The sequence below is a fragment of the Arthrobacter sp. ZBG10 genome (assembly GCF_001238605.1).
Taxonomy (GTDB): Bacteria; Actinomycetota; Actinomycetes; order Actinomycetales; family Micrococcaceae; genus Arthrobacter.
Genome location: NZ_LFQH01000001.1, coordinates 25,362 through 42,626, shown reverse-complemented (window position 1 = coordinate 42,626; position 17,265 = coordinate 25,362). Strand labels below are relative to the sequence as shown.

11 protein-coding genes are annotated in these 17,265 nt (G+C 65.8%); 5 read left to right on the top strand and 6 right to left on the bottom strand.

The features are described 5' to 3' along the window. The first annotated feature begins 17 nt into the window (after positions 1-17). Together ACU18_RS00155 and ACU18_RS00145 are read left to right on the top strand one after the other, a co-directional pair. The gene (locus ACU18_RS00155; RefSeq protein ID WP_082178082.1) at positions 18-2,432 is read left to right on the top strand and encodes an Ig-like domain-containing protein; all 2,415 of its coding nucleotides are present in this window, start codon (positions 18-20) and stop codon (positions 2,430-2,432) included. Positions 2,433-2,827: 395 nt separating this feature from the next. Then, the gene (locus ACU18_RS00145; RefSeq protein WP_157407487.1) at positions 2,828-4,117 is read left to right on the top strand and encodes a choice-of-anchor P family protein; all 1,290 of its coding nucleotides are present in this window, start codon (positions 2,828-2,830) and stop codon (positions 4,115-4,117) included. A 156-nt stretch (positions 4,118-4,273) separates the two neighbouring features. Here the strand turns inward: ACU18_RS00145 and ACU18_RS00140 are convergent, their stop codons facing one another. Next, positions 4,274-4,756: a hypothetical protein gene (locus tag ACU18_RS00140; RefSeq protein ID WP_050683492.1), complete on the bottom strand. Its 483-nt coding sequence runs from the start codon at positions 4,754-4,756 to the stop codon at positions 4,274-4,276. Positions 4,757-4,956: 200 nt separating this feature from the next. Further along, positions 4,957-6,213 carry a glycoside hydrolase family 26 protein gene (locus tag ACU18_RS00135; protein ID WP_082178080.1) on the bottom strand — a complete coding sequence of 419 codons (1,257 nt, stop codon included), beginning with the start codon at positions 6,211-6,213 and terminating at the stop codon, positions 4,957-4,959. A 211-nt stretch (positions 6,214-6,424) separates the two neighbouring features. Between ACU18_RS00135 and ACU18_RS00130 the strand changes: the two genes are divergently transcribed. Further along, on the top strand, positions 6,425-7,162 hold the full coding sequence (locus tag ACU18_RS00130; RefSeq protein ID WP_231685960.1) for an ANTAR domain-containing protein: 738 nt from the start codon (positions 6,425-6,427) through the stop codon (positions 7,160-7,162). Between the two features lie 81 nt (positions 7,163-7,243). Here the strand turns inward: ACU18_RS00130 and ACU18_RS00125 are convergent, their stop codons facing one another. From ACU18_RS00125 to ACU18_RS00110, 4 genes are read right to left on the bottom strand one after another with little or no spacing between them, the layout of a single operon-like run. Further along, positions 7,244-7,585 (bottom strand): Hpt domain-containing protein, encoded by a 342-nt coding sequence (locus ACU18_RS00125; protein WP_157407485.1) that lies wholly within the window; start codon positions 7,583-7,585, stop codon positions 7,244-7,246. Further along, positions 7,582-9,564, bottom strand: a complete 1,983-nt coding sequence (locus ACU18_RS00120; protein WP_050683490.1) for a glycosyltransferase family 2 protein — start codon at positions 9,562-9,564, stop codon at positions 7,582-7,584. Before ACU18_RS00120 ends, ACU18_RS00125 begins: the two co-directional genes overlap by 4 nt. Next, the gene (locus tag ACU18_RS00115; RefSeq protein WP_050683489.1) at positions 9,564-11,252 is read right to left on the bottom strand and encodes an ArnT family glycosyltransferase; all 1,689 of its coding nucleotides are present in this window, start codon (positions 11,250-11,252) and stop codon (positions 9,564-9,566) included. The genes ACU18_RS00120 and ACU18_RS00115 overlap by 1 nt, the downstream gene beginning before the upstream one ends. Beyond that, on the bottom strand, positions 11,242-13,263 hold the full coding sequence (locus ACU18_RS00110; protein ID WP_050683488.1) for a cellulose biosynthesis cyclic di-GMP-binding regulatory protein BcsB: 2,022 nt from the start codon (positions 13,261-13,263) through the stop codon (positions 11,242-11,244). Before ACU18_RS00110 ends, ACU18_RS00115 begins: the two co-directional genes overlap by 11 nt. Positions 13,264-13,948: 685 nt before the next feature. Here ACU18_RS00110 and ACU18_RS00105 point away from each other — a divergent pair. Both ACU18_RS00105 and ACU18_RS00100 read left to right on the top strand, forming a co-directional pair. Further along, entirely contained in the window at positions 13,949-15,415 is a 1,467-nt protein-coding gene (locus tag ACU18_RS00105; protein ID WP_050683487.1) for an O-antigen ligase family protein, read from the top strand. Between the two features lie 177 nt (positions 15,416-15,592). Beyond that, positions 15,593-17,251, top strand: coding sequence for a hypothetical protein (locus tag ACU18_RS00100; RefSeq protein WP_050683486.1), 1,659 nt, complete (start codon positions 15,593-15,595; stop codon positions 17,249-17,251). Positions 17,252-17,265: the final 14 nt, after the last annotated feature.

The window sequence follows — 17,265 nt, the reverse complement described above, 5'->3', positions numbered from 1 at the left end:
TCTCCGCTGACGGCTGGGTGCGTTTTATCGCATCCATCGCGTCGCGGCTTTATCTGGGTGTGCTGCTGAGCCTTGCCCTGTTCGCGGTGCTCCCGGCGCTGTTCGGCTGGCACGGCACCGTGGTGCAGAGCGGGTCCATGGAGCCGCACATCTCCCCCGGCGACGTGGTGCTCGCCGCGGCGTTGAACCCGGAACACCCGGTGCCCGTGGGCGGCGTAGTGGAGTACCACAGCCCAGCGGAGGCCGAGCCCGGCGGCGTGGCAAAAACCCGCCTGCACCGCATCGTCGCTGCGAACACGGATGGAACGTTTGTCACAGCCGGCGATGCCAACATCACCGTGGACAGCACCCCCATTGTCCGCGACCAGATTAAAGGCCAGGCACGCCTGCTCATCCCCGCCGTGGGCCTGCCCGGGCTGTGGCTCGGCAGCGGCAACCTCTCCGCCCTGGCCCTGTGGTCCGTCATTACCCTGGTGGCCGTGGTGGCCGCAGTTTTCGGCGTTACCGGCCGCAGCCGCCCCGGTGACGGCGATGACGGCGGCACCCCTGATGACGAGGGCGACGGCTCCGGACCCGATGGCGGTGGGGACGACGACGACGGAACGGACGACGACGAACCCTCACCGCTGCAGAAAACCGGCACCGCCATGGGCATCGTCGCCGTCCTGGTCACCGTGGTGGTGATGGGCGCCAGCGTGTTCTCCTCGGCCGCGTTCACGGCCACGACGGCCAACGCCGCGAATTCGTTCGGCACGGCACTGGACTGGATGCCGCCGTCGGCCGTCCTGGTCAATCCCGGCCCCACGGTGAAGGGGACCGTGGCGCTGACCGCCGAAGCCTCGGACGCCGAGAGCGGCATCCGCAATGTGGCGATCCAGTACGCCCCCGCCGCCACTGGTGTGTACGTGACCCTGTGCACCGCCGTGTCCGCACCGTATTCATGCGGCTGGAACACCGCTGCCGTGCCCGACGGCGCCTACCTGCTGCGCGCCGCCGCAACGGATAAATCCGGCCTCACCACCACCACGGAACCCATCAGCACCTCCGTGGCCAACTCGTTTGCGGTGTCCCTGCCCGACCCCGGCGAAGTGGTCCGCGGCAACGTCAACCTAAGCCCCGTCCTTAGCAACGCAGGCCCGGGCACATACACGGTGCGGGTGGAGTACGCCGCGGCCGGTACCACCAACTGGAAAACGCTATGCCCGAACCAGGTGGCGCCGTCCCCCTGCACCTGGGCAACGGCCACGTACAGCAACGAATCCTATGACCTCCGCGCGGTGGCGGTCTCCGGCGGCACCACCACCTACTCCCCCGTCCTGCCGGACATCCTGGTGGACAGCCAGGCCCCCACGGTGGCCCTGACGGACCCGGGCGCCACCATCCGCGGTACCGCCAACTTCACGGCGACGGCGGCAGACGCGGTGTCCGGCGTCGCCCAGGTGCAAGTCCAGTACCTCCGCTCAGGCACCAGCACCTGGGTGACCATGTGCGCCGTGGAGGAGCCGCCGTACACCTGCCGGTTCGACACCACCAAGCTGGCCAACGGCCAGTACAGCTTCCGGGCCATCGCCACGGACGACGCCGGCAACACCGCCACCACCTCCGCCACGTCTCTTCGGACCGTGGACAACACGGTGGGCTCGGTCTCCATGGAGGATCCGGGAGCGTACCTCACCGGAACCGTCGCCCTGCAGGCCGCGGCCAATTCGACGGCGGGCATCACCAACGTGCGCCTCCAGACGGCCCCGGCCGGAACCACCACCTGGACCACCCGCTGCACAGTGGGCACCGCACCGTACTCCTGCGCATGGAACACCACCGCCGTGGCCGACGGGCTCTACGACGTCCGCGCCATCCTGCTTGAAAGCACCGGCAAGGAAACCATTTCCGCCACAGTGTCCGGCCGCCGGGTGGACAACAGCCCGCTGCGCGCGGCGGACATCCAGGCCACCAACGGCGGGGTGCTGGGCCGGGTGGACGCCGGGGACACCATCAGCTTCAGCTACAGCCAGCAGGTCAACCTGGCCACCGTGACGCCCGGTTGGAACGGAGCCGCACTGCCCGTGACGGTCCGGCTGCGGGACGGCAACCTGCTGGGCCAGGGCAACGCTGTTGACACCCTGGACATCCAGCGGACCGGCAGCACCGTGAACCTTGGGGCCGTCAATACCAAGGGCAACTACGTCAAAAACCGCAAGACCGTCACCCTGAACGGCACCATGACGGCGGCAACGGTCACGGTCAACGGGGTTCCGCGCACGGTGGTCACCGTGACAGTGGGCACCGTGGCAAGCGGCGCCGGCAGCCTGCGCAGCTACACCACACCGGTGAACATGGCGTGGACGCCGACGGCGGCCGTCACCAACGCGGCCGGCGTCGCCTCCTCCCTGGCACCCGCCACGGAGACGGGAACGCTGGACCGCGACTTCTAAATTGCCAGTGCTGGCACACTCCCGCCGACCTTTTTCCTGAAGACCTGGAAGAACTGCAAGACGAAAAGCTGCAGGTTCTCGACAGCCAGGTTCAGCGGCGGCTGGACCATGAAATCATCACCAACGGCGAATCGGACCCCGAAACCGAATTCCGCCAGGAGGAGCTGGACACGGAATTCGAAAACAGCGAAAACTAGGGCTGGCACACCTGCGGCTCGGTTCCCCGGGATCAGTCCGCTTGAAAGACCCCGTTTGAATGTGGTCCGGCTCCGTCCAGAAAGTCGACGCTAAGCAACCAGTTTCGAAGGCGATGAATTCCCCTGAATAAAACCGCGGTTACCTTGAAGAAAGGGAATACCAAAGGTATTTTATGAGCACCACACGATAAAAGATCTGTGTATAAAGTTCCCTGGGGGGAAAACTTGAAACGAACACTAATTGCTCTTATGGGAGCCCTGACGCTTGTGGCTGCGGGTCCCCTCGCCGCGCAAGCGGCCGATCCTACGCCTGCGCAGGTTCAAACGGGGTTCTCAAGCTCGGCCTACGGGTCCTACATTGTCAATGCCGACAAATCCCTGGTCTCAGGCCCTACGGCCTCCTCAACAATTTCGTGCACCGCAGCAACCGGCAAAACGTCCTCCAACAACGTCGCGGCCACCAACGTCCCGCTGGTCGGGTCGGTTGGTGCCGCCCAAACAAACATCAAAACGCTCCTGACCGCCACGGGAAAGCGGACCGAAGCGAACTCGACAATTGCCGGGGCCACCTTGCTGGGTGGACTGATCAGCGCCGGCACCATCACCTCCAAGAGCACCGCGGATAAGAGCACAACGGGCGCGTACTCGGGAACCAACGAGACAACGATCGCCGACCTTAAAGTGCTGGGCATAGCCGTCAAGGCCAGCCCGGCCCCAAACACTGTCATCGACCTCAAAGATCCGCTGCTTGGCTCCCTCGGCAAGGTCACGCTCAACGGCCAGGAAAAGAGACTCGTCAACGGCACCTATCAGGTCGCCACGACCGCCATACGGGTGCAGATCCTCAAAGCCGGCCTGCCCGGACTCAACATCGGTACGGATATCCGGCTTGGCGTCAGTGCCGCCAAACTCACGCCGCCGCAAGCCGGCTACTTCACAGGTAATGGATTCAGCACCAAAGCATCACTGCTTAGCGGCCTGGTGAAATCCGGTGCAACAGCATACGCGGAAGTGAAATGTGCAGGCGGAACCAGCACTGCGAATGTCGCAGGAGCCAGCATTCCCGGGGTCCTGACAGCGGGTGCCGCCACCACCAACACCAACGCAACGCTCACGCCCGCACCCAAAGTCACTGTGATCAACACGCTGGCGGGCCTGAACGTCCTGGGAGGTCTGATCACGGCTGACGCGATCAAAGCCGAAACCTCCGCCAGCAGAGCCACTGCCGGCGGTACCGTGACCCTCACCGATACTTCGACGTTCACGAACCTGAAAATCAAGGGGCTGGCCTCCATCAACGCCTCCGTTGCCCCAAACACCGTGGTTCAAGTGGCCGGACTCGGCAAAGTCACGCTGCACAAGGTCTTCAAGTCCTCGTCAAGCGTCGCTGTGGTGATGGTCGAGATTGTCTTGGAGCAGGCTCTGGGAGCCTTGCCTACGGGCTCTAAGATACAGATCGGTTCCGCCAGCTCGGGAGTGCACAGCTAACACCCCGCCCGAGGTTACCATTGGGCCACGGCTGGGGAATCGTTCGATTTCCCGGCCGTGGCCTTTCCCTTGCACAGAAGTCGCAGGGCTCAGTTAACTAAGCCGGAATCAACCACCGCGCAGGATCCACAGGCTGAACGTTCCCCGTCGCTGCACCTACATCCGGCCCGCGGCTAGATCAGGGTCAGCATCAACATCCGTGCCGTCGTTGGTTGGCACAGCCACCGACGATGGCTCTTTCTCGGATGGCCACAACGATCGCCATATGAGCACACCGGCCCCGGCCATGACCACCAGTGCGGCAGTCCAACTCCCCCACTTCATCAATGCCGACCGCCCAGCCCGAACCGGCGCCACGATCTCAGCCGCAGCTTGCGGCCCAACCCGCCGCAATTGTTCCTGGACCCGTGGCGTAAGTGTTTCCACACCACCGGCCATATCGTCAGCGAGACGGCGCAAAACCATCTGGAGGCGAGGGGACGCAGTTTCAATGCCGGCATCCAGCCCGGCCACCGTTCTTTGCAGGGCTGCCTGCACACCCGGCGTGGCCCACTCCCGGCCCTTGGCCAAATGGGTCATGAGATTTTCTAAAAGACGGTGGAGTTGCTCGGTTTCAGTCAACGGTTCTGCCGTGCGCATGGGTGCCTCCTATATGCGATGGATGCCCATAGCCTACGGCGGGCAGCACCCAAGAAGCAGGCCGCATCTTTAGAGTGGCGTCATGTGGCTAGGTAGTCGGTAAACGCGCGTCCTATGGTGCACCGCAATTCCACCGCGCCCCGGTGGCTGCGGCAGTGGAATGAGCCCCTTGGACGAGTAGGGCCGACTAAAGGCCAGGCTCAGTCCGCCGGGCGGCAGGACCCGGCCGGCCCGTAGCTGAGCCAATCCGGCAGCGCTGCGGTGAATGCCTCGCGAACGGCCGGGGTGTTGGTCACCGTCCAGTCCACCCTGCCGTTGACCTCCACCTCGGTCTTGTCCCATTCGAACCAGTTGATCATCTTCAACTGCGGGTATGCGGTGGCCAGTGCGGGGTTGAACAGCTGTTCCCACCACGCTTTTTTGATGTCCATTTCCGCGGCCCCACCGGCGGCCGGCGCGTACAGGGCAGCAGTTTCCGGGATGGCCACGGGCTTGCCGTGCTCCGTCCCGTATACAGCATAGAAGTCCGGGAGCAGGCTGTCGTCGCCGTTGGCCCCCACGTAGGTGCCGCTGAGCTGGTCCGTGAACTTATTGGGCTCGGGCAGTTCGTTTTCGCCCCACGGGTAGGTGGCGCCCCAGTGGTACAGGGACATGCCCACCCAGTCCACCGCAGCGTCGCCGGGGTAATACGGTGCGTAGGAATCGTCCGCCATGGTGAGGGCGCCGTCGTCGTCCGTGTCCAGGGCGTCGAACTCCCGGGTCCCGGGCCTGGCCTCGAACGTGCCGCCGGCAAAGGGGTAGCCGCCGGCATAGTTGGGCGCCCACATCATGGCGGAGGCCGGCGCCACCTTATGGACGGCGTCCGCCATCCTGGTGAACGCCGCCTTGTAGGCCAGGGGCTGCTGCGCCCAGGGGTACCAGGAGCCGTTCATCTCGTGCGCGAAGCGGACAATAACCGGCACACCGTCCGCGTTGAAGGCGGCCAGGTCATCGGCGAGCGCCGCCACCGCCTCATCCGTGACGGCGCCCAGGCCGTTCATGGGCTCCAGGGTCAGCAGCATCATCTGCCCGTCCGCGCGGATCTGGTCCGCGGCGTGGGCCAGATCCATCTTCTCCTGGGCGGTGTAGGGGAAGCCGGCGAAGGAGACGCTGACGGCCGGCTTGTGGCCCAGGTCCGCGGCGTACTGGGCCAGGGGTTTGTTGTGCAGGTCCAGGTTCACACCGAATAAAGCGCCCGACGCCGGCACCAGGCCGGCGCGGTCCGGCGCCACACACACGGGCAGAGTGGGCCCGGCAGCCTTTTCGGCCTCGTCCCGGGCGTTGATCCCGGAGACAATGCTGGTCGTCCCGATCCCTGCGGCCACCACAAACGCGACAGCCGGAAGGACAAAGCCGCGCAGGCTGCGGCGCTCCGGTGCTGGGCCGGGAGTTGAGATGTCGGGTGTATCGGGTGACATACAGCGGTGGACCTTCCTGACCTGCGGGTTTACCTCATTTTACGTGGCCGGGCCGCAGGATCCGGGTAGTGGCCCGGGTACTTGCCGTGGCGTCCCGCAGAAAACTCGAGTACTCACTACTCGTGTGGGGGCTCCGGGCCCGCAGCTAAGTTTTGCTGGAGGGTTTAGCCGCATCCGTGGTTTGAAAAATCGTGAAATCGGGGGCAGGAAAATGGGAGTTCGGCCGGCAATTGTCAAAGAGCGGGCCCTGCGGGTAGTGGCTGACGCCGAACCCCAGGCGGAGATCCTCACCATGCCTGCGGCCCATGCCGCGTACCTGCTGGACCTGCTGACCGGCACCGAGACCGTCCAGGACTCCCTGCGGAAACTCACCCAAGCTGCGGCGCACGCCATCAGCGGACTGGCCGGCGTCGAGATCGACTGCGCCGCCACACTGAACCGGGACCGGCGCCCCGCCATGATCTCAGCCAACAACCGACGGGCCGCAACTCTCGCGGCGTTGGAAGACGGCGGGCCCATGGCGGACGCGCTTGGTTCTGCCGGGTCCGTGGTGGTGGGAACGTACGGCGGATCCCTGGCCGTCCCCGTCCGGCTGGACGAAAACTCATCCTGCGCCCTGACACTCCTGGGCCCTGCAGGATTCCAGTTCTCCCCGGAAGTGGTGACGGAAGCCCACCGGTTCGCCGCCGTTGCGTCGCAGAGCCTCAAACTTGCCATCGAAGTCCACGGGATCCGGGCTGCCGGGGACAACCTCAAGGCAGTCCTGGAAGCCCGGAAATCCATCGATGTGGCGTGCGGGGTGATCATGGCCCAGACGCGGTGTTCCTACCCGGACGCCTTCAGCAAGCTTGCCAGCGCCTCCCGCCATCGCAACCTGCACGTCCGCAGCGTGGCGGAAGGGGTCCTCAAGGACCTCCCCACCACCCAGAGGGGCAATCCGGGACGTTAGTCCTGTAGCGATCCGGTTTGCCCCTCTGACCCACCGCCCGTTTCCTGCGTCCGCGGGCACCACAAACAGGGCAGGCTTCCCCTACGTCAGCACCGGGGTCAGCGCCGCCACTGCCCGGGCCAGGCCGTGCATGGCCGCACCGGCCGCGGCCCAGCTCTCCGCCCGCACCAGGTGTTCCAGCTCGGTGGACAGGCCGGCCAGCTGCCGGGCACCCACCATGGTGGAGGTGACTTTCAGGCTCAGAACCCTGTCCATGGCCGCCTCGAAGTCCTGCGCCGCGACGGCACAGCTGATGCTGTCCATGCGGACCGGCAGCAGCTCGCGGTACCCGTCCAGGAAGGCAGCAGCCCCGGCGGGGTCGCCCAGTTCCTCGCCCAGTTCGCGCAGGCAGGCCGGGTCCAGGACCGGCAGGCAGGCGCTCATGCGGACCACCGGCCGTCGTCGTGGTACTCGGCTTCAAGCCCGTGCGGGGTCTTCTCCCACTTGTGCGGACTGGTGAGCATCTGCCAGGCGGCGCGCCAGGCGGCCACCGCGTGCAGCACCCAGTACGCGGGGTTGAGCAGGGCGAAGATGGCGATGCGCCAGCCGTGCCGGCGCCAGGTGGCGATGCCGGACACCAGGATCATCAGCAGGTTGCCGAACAGCATGGACACCACTCCTCCCCACAGCAGCCACTGCGGCAGCACCAGGCCCACAAAGTTGTAGCCCACGTACGTGACGATGGTGAACCCGAGGACCAGCGGGTAGGCCAGGAAAGCCAGGGGTGTGCCCAGGATCAGGCCCAGGAAGCCGACGGCGCCGGGCACCCCGGTGCGCCGGACGTAGCGGATGGAGTTACGGGTGTTGACGGCGGCGGTGATCATGTAGCCCTTGATCCAGCGGGTGCGTTGTTTGATCCAGGCCGGAACCTGGGAGCAGGCTTCCTCCCAGGTGGTGGAGTTGATGACGCCCACCCGGTAGCCTTCCACGGCGGCGCGGAGCCCCAGGTCGGCGTCCTCGGTGACGTTCCACGGGTCCCAGGCCCCTACGAGCTTCAGCAGCCGGGTGTCGAAGTGGTTGGATGTCCCGCCCAGCGGCAGCGGAATCCCGGACCGGTCAAGGCCGGGCAGCATGGAATCAAACCAGTGGGTGTACTCGATGGTGAACAGCCGGGTGAGGACGTTCTGGTCCGCGTTGAAGTAGTTCAGTGCGGCCTGCACGCAGATCAGCGGCTTCTTGGAGGTTTCCAGGTAGCGCCGTTCGAAGGCGTCCTGGCGGAAGGCGGCAATCGCGGCCCGCAACTGCCCCGGGTCGGGGCGGTCCTCGGCGTCGTAAATCACCACGTACTCGCCCCGCGCGAAGGTGAGCCCGTAGTTGCAGGCCCGCGGCTTGGTCTGCGGGTCGCCGCGGGGCACCACCAGGATCCGGACGTATTCGGGCGGCCGGGACCGTTTCGCGGCCTCGATGGTCTCGGTGTCGTCCTCCTCCAGCAGCACCAGGACGTCCAGTTTGGAGCGCGGGTAGTCCAGCTGCCCCAGGTTGGTGAGGAGCTTGTCGATGATGTTGGCCTCGCGGAACACCGGGATCAGGATGGTGTAGACGGGAAGGTCGCCGTCGGCTATCCGCTCGGCTTCCGCCGGGGGCAGCCCCCGCTGCAGGAGTTCGCGGGCCTGGGCCTTGGCGGCCGCGCGGTCGTGCAGGTAGTCGAACGGCTGGCGGAGGCTGGCCACGCTTTTGAAGCCGATGCTCACCAGGAACACCACGTTGACGGCCGTGAGCAGCACAATGGCCGTCAGCTGCGGCGCCAGCACCAGCCCGGTCAGGAAAACTGACAGCAGCACCGCCGGGAGCCAGCGCTGCCAGCGGTTCAGGGCGGTCCGGGCGGAGTCGTTGGGCTGTTCCTCAGCCAGCCGCTCCGCGGATTCGTAGAGCAGGTGGTTGCGGAAGGCCCGCTGGATGGAGTGGTTGATGTCCCAGTCCGTGGTGGTCCGGAACTCCACGTTCTCCGCGCCGGTGATGCGCAGGGCAGCCTGCCGGATGTCCTCGGTGGGTTTGACGGCGGTGGCCACGGTCAGGACGCCGTCCGCCAGGTGCCACGGCAGCCAGCCGGGTTCGGAGACCTCATCGAAGTGCAGCTGTTCCAGCAGGGCGTCGTCAGACGGGTGCGCCACCAGGTCCACCAGCGGTGCGTCCCACTGCTCGGCCAGGACCTGGTACACGTGCCGCCGGTTCAGGCCCGTTTCCAGGATGATGTGCCGGCCCAGGAGGCCGCCTTCCGTGCGGGCGCGGTGGAGCGCGCGGTCCAGCTGGGCCGCGGTGATCAGCCCCGCCTCGAGCAGGGTCTGGCCCAGTGCCAGGGACTGGGGGCCCATGCCGGAAAGGTCAGTGGGCCGGTCAACTGAAGGTGCTGCGTGGCGGGGCATCAGTCCGTGGACCTTTCGTAGATCCGGTGGGTGGGGCTGGAAAACACCACGGAGTACCGGGAATTGAAGGTGGGGTCGGCGCTGATGGCCTCGTAGGCCAGGTCCGTGAAGCCGGAATCCTGCGGCCCCGCGCCGGCTTCCACATTGACGAACACCCATTCCGCGTAGCGGGCAGGGTCCGCCAGGGCCGGGGCAAAGTGGTCCCCGGAGGCCCTGTTGTAGATGTTGTGCAGCGGGATGCCCATGGTGGGCAGCACGGCGTTGCCGCGGGCGCTCTCATCCATCAGGATCCCGCCACCGGTGTAATGCGCCTTCAGCCAGCGGGCGGCGGCGAACGAGTGGGTGTTGGACACGTGGGACATGTTCCCTTCCGCCAGGATGGCCAGCCGGCCGGTGGGGTCCTGCAGCCACCACGCGTTTTGCAGGGCGAGGGCCAGGAGGAGCGCGCCGGCAAGCCAGGGACGCGTCCGACGGCGCCGGGTCACCTGGTGCACAAAGGCCGCCACCAGGACCGCCACCAACGGAAGCGCGGTGAGGGCGAAGCGGTTGTTCCACCAGGTGCTGGGGAGGGAATGGTCGTTGTTGATGGCGGTTTGCCCCAGGAACAGGCTCACCAGGGCGAACGCGTAGGCGCTTCCGGTCACGGCGATGAGCAGGGTGCTGGTGGCCAGGCCCCGGCGGAACACCACCACCACGGCGCCGCAGGCAGCTGCGGCGAGGACCGCGATCCCCATCGTTTCCAGCAGGGACCAGTGGAAGGTCCACAGGGTCAGGCCCAGGTTGCCCTTGGTGGGCAACAGGCCGCCGTCGGTGATGTTTTTCTGCTGGGCGTAGGCGGAGTACTGGCCGAACATAAACTCCAGCGGGCTGCCGTAGATGGCCCAGTTGTAGGAGAGCCACCAGAGCACGGCGGCGGCAGGCACCATCGCGTAGCCGGCGGCCATGGTGACGGCCTCCCGCCATTGCCCGGAGCGGCGCATTTCCGCCACCAGGACAAAAATGGTGCCCGTGAGGACCAGGGCCCAGCCTTCGTAGCGGGACAGGACCGCGGCGCCGGAGGGGATGCCGGCGAAAACAGCCAGTTCCCCGGCGCTCATCCGGCGGCGGCTGGTGGCCCAGTGCGCCAGCCCGGCCATGCCGGCCACCAGGCACATCAGCAGCACGGGCTCGGTCAGGGCGGTGGTGTAGGTGTATAGGATGGCCGGGTTGGCCAGGAGCACCAGGACCGCAGCAAGGCGGCCGGACCGGCCGTAGCCCAGGCGCGCCGCGATCCGGTACAGGCCCGAGGCAGTGGCGGCAAGAGCCAGGATGCCCAGCAGGCCGGCACCCCAGCCGCTGCTGAACATCCACAGGTTCACCACAAAGGGCATCAGCAGCAGGTGCGGCACGGGCAGCCAGACGGTGCCCAGCTGCTCGAAGCCCGGGGATTTGCTGTCGAAGACGCGGCGGGCGATGGTGAGGTGGCTTTGCGCGTCCGAGTAGTCCAGGTTGCTGCCGTTGCCGGTGGTGTACAGGCAGGCCAGGAAGCCAATGGCCGCGGCGGTCACGGCGATGACGGCGGTGCCGGGGACGTGGCGGCCGCGGACCGGTTCGCCGAGTGCGGCCCACCACCTGAGGTGGCGCGCTGCCCGCTCCCCCGCGATGGCAGGTTCCGCCTGGCGGTCAGCCGCCAGAAGGTCAGCTGCCATGGGTGGGCTCTGCCGCCTCGACGGCCTGGGCCGCCTTGGCATCGGCGAACGCAGCTGCCTGCCGACGGTGCCGGCGGCGGAGCAGGATGCGGCCCAGGAAAGTCAGCGCCAGGATGCCTGCGGCGGCGGCAATCCACAGCGCCAGTGGCCGGTACCCGTCCGTCACTTCGGCTTGGGGCGTGACGGCGTTGGTCTCCAGCAGCACCGGGGCGCCGGTGGTCTGGGTGACCAGCAGGTTCCGGGAGAGGGCGCTCCAGCCGCCGTCCTGTTGCTGGACAAAGGATGCCAGGCCGGCCTGGAGGGTGCCGGTGGGGGTGCCGGACTGGGCGGCGCCGGGGGCCCAGCCGCCCAGGAGCAGCAGGTTGCGGCCGTTGTGCTCGAAGGCCTCCAGCACGCCGTAGGGGGCGCTGGTGCCCACGCCGAATTCGATGTCCCGGGCGGCCACGGTGCGGAATTCGGCGAGCCGGAGCGGGGCGGCGGCCTTCTCCGCGGTTGCGGCGGTGGCGCCCACCAGGAGCCCGGAGTTGCTGGAGTCGAGGAGCGCGGCGGGGTCGGTGAGGCTGATGTCCAGGAGCGTGGAGGAGTCGCGCTGCAGGGCCGCGGTGAGTGCCGCGGCGTTGACGGTGTTCTCCTGTGGTGAGGCGCCGCCGTCGAACGCTACGGGAAGGCTGCCGCCCAGCACCTGGGGGAAGCGGGCGAAGCCGGGCTTGACGGAGTGGCCCCGCTCGCCGGTGAGTTTGCTGCCCGTGGTGTCCACTGTCAGTTCCATGGGGAGCAGGCCGGCTGGGCCGGAGCAGTCGCCGCCGGCGGGCAGCGCGGTGAGGCGCAGGCGCAGGCCGTTGCGGGCCTGGATCTGGCCGGCAGGCACGGCGGCGGTGATGTCGAAGGTGTCGCCGTCCAGGGTCTGGGAGCTGAGCAGGTAGTCGTTCCAGTACACGGACAGGCTGGCCTGGCCGCCGGTGGGGATGGCGGTGTGGGTGCCGCGGATCTGCGCGGTCCACGCGGAGACGGGGCCGCCGAACTGGGACTGGCTGATCCCCAGGTAGGCTTCCTGCGTTCCGTAGCCGGCCAGCCGGATGCCGGTGGCGCCAAGATCGGCCAGGGTCTGTTCGGGTCCGGCGGCGGCGGGTGCGGCGGCCGTCATGCCGGTGACGGTGCCGGAGTCGGCCAGGGCTGCCTGGGGGCTGGCCAGCGCCTGGGCTGCGGTGCGGAGTTCCTCGCCGGAGCCGCTGATGGCCAGGGCGGGGCGGCCGGCTTCGGTGGTCAGGGTGGTTCCGGCGGCACCGGTTCCGGCGGTGATGGTGATGATGCGGGATCCGCTGGGCGCGTCGGCGGCGGCGGCTGCGAGGTCTGCGGCGGGGAGCACGGTGACGGCGGCGTTGGGGTAGCGGTGGGTCACGGCGGCGGAAGCGGAAAGGATCGCGGCGGAGACGTCCGACGCCGGATCGGCCGGCACCGGGATGAACACGGCGGGAACGGACGGGGCAAGGAAGCCGGCCACCGTGGTGGGGAGCGTTTCGGTTCCTGCGGTGGCGAGGGCCACGTTGCTGAGGGTGGCGCCGGAGCCGGCGGCGGTGCAGACGTCACGGACGGCGGGCAGATATTCCAGGCCCAGGACCACCTCATTCCCGGAGACGTCTGCCGGGGTGAGCGGTGCGTCCAGGGCGAGGGCTGCAGCGGCGGGGGCTTCGAGCAGGACCCGGCCCCGGGCGGTGACGCGGATGGTCCCGGGAGTCTGGCTGGGAACTTCGATGGTGCCGGTGACGCGGGTGGGCTGCAGGCCGGCGGGAACCGGGATGGTGAGCAGCTGGGCGGCCTGGCCGGGGAGTGCGGAGACGGAGCCGAGGTTGCCTGCGGCCCGGGTGGCTCCCGGCTGCGCGGCGGGGGCGCCGGTGGCCGGGGCGGGCGCGGGCTGCGCCGCGCTGGCTGCTGTGGAGGAGAAGACGGTCCCGGCAACAAGGAGCGCGGCGCAGGAAAGGGTCAGGCCTCCGGCCCGGATATGTGAGAGCATCCGTCCAGCCTGCCGGGGCAACTTCAAGGTAGTGCTGCAGCTGCACTCAAGGTTGCGTCAAGATCCGCTCAACACCCCGGGGGCTGGCCGATTGACGCGCTATCTTGTGCGCCGTCGGGACCCGCTGGTGCTGATGAGGTCCGGGCCGTCAGTGGCGGGACTTGGCCCGGATTACGCCGACGGCCAGCAGGGCCATCACTCCGAGGGAACCCAGCATGCCGCCCAGTGCCATTGCGTATTCGGTGATGTCCATGCCCTGCTCCGTCCGATTGGTGATGACGTCAAGCTATGGGGCGAAGCTCAGGGTTCTATTGAGGAAGGGTGCCGAATTGGGTCAAGATCAGCGCGGGTGCTGTGGTCGGCATGCAACAGCCGGGCACAGCTGTCAGCCACGCTCCCGCACTGCATTGCACGGGCCGGTGCGCCAACCTTGACCCTGCCGCCATGTCGCCCTTGGCAACGCATTCGGCGCCCCGGGCGGCGGCATCATGAACGTCCGCGCCCCAGTGTAGAACGTGCAGCCCGGACAGAAAAGATCAAATTTCCAGCGGTTGTAGGGGTTCCGGAGCCACCACCTTCGCCCTATCAAGCCAAGGCCGATGCCACCGGCTGGGTAGCCAAGTAGGCTAGCAGGGCTTCCGCATCAGTAGACTTGCCCTGACCCATCAAAGGGGGGTCTTGAACGATGGGTGAGTTTTCCATGGGCGATTTCTCCGTCAAGTGGCTAGCCGTAGGCCTAGGAGTTACAGGCATACTTGTCGCAGCCGCGGTGCTGGCGCCCTCCTACCTCGGGCTGGCGCTAGCAGGGGCTGTCGTGATCGCTGTAGCCACCAAACCAGTTGGGCGTTTGGCCCTGTTTGTCATAGGCGGACTCGTCGCCATGGGCGGGACGTCGGGACTCGGAGCGACTAAGATCGGATACGCGGCACTCATCGCGCTCCTCGTCGTCGTTGGTCTGCAGAGAATCCTCGCCGAGAAGGACGAGGCTTGGCAAAGGCTGATCCGGCCAGCGCTTGCCACCTCAGGACTGCTCGGGCTGCTGACTACGATTGCAGCGTTCGTGGGCGCCATTCAAGGAAACCCGCTGACCCTCATCGGGCAGGATGCATTCACCTACGCCCTGCTCGCCGCTGCTCCTATTATCGGCGTTGACGCCGCCATTGGCGGGACGTTCAAGAGATTAAAACCGCTCGTCGCGGTCGTGGGCGTGGTTGCGGCGTCAAGCTGGGCCGTCTGGTGGCTGGCGCGGCGCGGCAGTGCCATCGGTGGGCTAGACCGTATCCTGCTCTCCAGCTCTTTTCTAGGGTTCGCGGTATTCGCCATAGCCCTTGTCCTGGCCGTCAACTCCCGCAGTGGGATCGCCCGCACCGGCTGGGGATTCCTTGCGATAGCCATACCTCTGGTCTACATCGCATCAGGTAGCCGTAGCATGGTCGTCTTCGCGCTCGGCATCATAGGTGTTCTGGGAGCCCAGAAGGTCGGCAGGTTGCCGCTAACAAAAACAGTACTGGCCGGAGTCGTGGCATGCGCCACGGCATTGTGGGCGCTCCCTTACATATTCCAAGCACTCCCAGATGGCGACCGGATCCTCCGCAGGTTTGCGGGCATCGGCGAGCTTCTTGGTTCCAGCCAGGGAATCGAAAGCGATGGCAGCTACGTCGAACGCGCACGCGCATACAAGATCACAACCGACATGTTCCTCAACTTCCCGATTCTCGGCCAAGGGTTCGGGCACCGTTACCCTTCAGTCAGCGGGCTCACCGAAGGCGACCTCAAAGTAGATAGCCCACTGCTGATTTTCGCGAAATTCGGAATCATAGGCACAGCAATGTTGCTCGCCGTCCTGTGGCAGCTGTGGAGGCTCTCATTGGAAACACGAGGACCAGGCGAGCTGCGCCTCGGCGGAACGGTCATCCGAGTCTTTGCCTGCATAACCGTTGGCCGGCTGTTTTTCGTCGCCCCAACGGAGGACAAGGGCACAGCCTATGCGTTGGCGTTGATCATATGCTTCGCACTTATCGCCTGCCGCCAGGACCGGCACGTATTCGGGGAAGCGGAATCCCCTCCCACGGCCACCCGGCAAACGCAAAAAACTGGCCCACCACCCACACCGGAGCCAAAACGGACTCGGCAACATTCAACTTTTCCATAGCGCCTATAGCAGATGCCCGTCGCCGCGGTCCGAAGCCAATCGGCGAACTGAGTACGAATCATCGTCGGGTAGGTGATGCCGCTTAACAATGCGCGTAGCCTCCACTGTGGTGCGTTCAGTTTCCGGTCAATAGCTTCTAGAGACGTTTTAGGAGCTATCGGAAGTTGGGGTCGTGTTATGGCCAGCGAGACTGGGAACCCGGATCAAGAGAAGGGCCTAACGGGCGTTGGGCGGCGCCAGCTACTCCGTTTTGGCACGTTGGTGACGGCGTTCACTGGGGCGTCAATTGTTTCAGCTTTCGGAGGCTCCAAGGCCCAAGCTGCTTCCCTCGATGTGTCGCCGTCGCCCACTAGGTACGTGCCTCTAGCCGAGAAGGGCGCCCCCTTAGGGGTGGCACCTCTAGACGCGCAATCCAAGATACCCCGCGCGCTCCTCCCGGACCTGTCCGGTACCTACGCCAGCAAAGCAGAAGTCAACGCTCGCGACTTCGGGCTCTTGGGCGACGGCACCGATGAAACAATACGATTTCAGACGTACGTTAACTTCTTGGCTGCGAACAAGAAGATGGGCGTACTCCCAGATGCCGAATACCGGATAAGTGCCCCGATAAACTTCCCTGGCACCGAAGGCTGGGGCCTGCGGGGAATGGGACGGGCCGCCACAACCATCCTCCAGGTCACCGACAACGTGCCCATCTTCAACATGGGTGTGGGCTTGGAAGCACCAAACACCGCTGGTTTCCGCATGTGGTCAATAGGGATGATGACCCTTCGCTGGCTCAAAGATCAGCCGGCGACGAACACGAATGCCGTAAGTCTCAGGTTCGTTGCCATGGCGTACCAGTTCCGGCTCTACGAACTGTTCTTTTACAACGGCTTCTACGGCCAGCAGACCGTTCCGGGCCAGGTAGTCCCCTGGGGAGGCACCTGGGAAGACCTTTACTTCAATAAACTCATGACCGGCGGCGCCATCAACTGGGCCGGAGTAATCAATGACGGTCCGAACAACAAGTTCGGGCGAATCTTTGTCGAAGCAAATCAGATGGTCGGTCCTCTGTTCATCATCCGTGGACATAACCTCGAGTTCGGCCCTCTTGAAATCATCTGGGCCGTTCGCGGACCCAAACTCTTCGAGATCGCCGCCACCTCGAATGTGATATTTAGTTCACTCAAACTAGAACGGGCCATCTACACAAAGCCACAAGTGCTAATCGACGTCCTCACACAGGCCTTCGTTACTTTCGGGCATCTCCGGATCAAGTCCACGTTCAACACAATCGCGCCCACGTCCGGCGACGTAACTCTCATGCGGGTTGGAGCTGGGGGCGACCAGTCCTATGTCAAAATAGGCAAACTTGAAGCCGGACAGGGCACAAACACCAACGCCTATCTCATCGCAGGCTCGCGCAATAATCGCGTACTGATTGACAGCCTTAGCATCAATGACGGCTGGAAGCTGACGAACGCGGCCACACAACAAGCTGCAGAAATGATCAAAGTCGACGCCTACAGCAACGGCATGTACTCCAACGACTTAGGCGACACGGACGCGACCGTCGAGTTAGGCGCACCCAGCATCCAGTCATTCGAAACGCTTCTGACGGCACCGAGGTCGATCAATCTACCCTCAGACGGGTCAATGCTGACGGGTGGACTGACCTATGAGGTTGTATCCCGCGGCGCGGTCAACGGGGCTAACACCATCACGGTCAAGTCCGGTACCCGCACGATCACGACAATAAAAGCAGCTAATTACAGGGTGGTATTGACCTGGCGACGCAGCGCAGCCGGAATGAACGGCTGGATAGTCATGCAGGCAGGCCCACGCATCACCTAGCACCATCCAGGCCC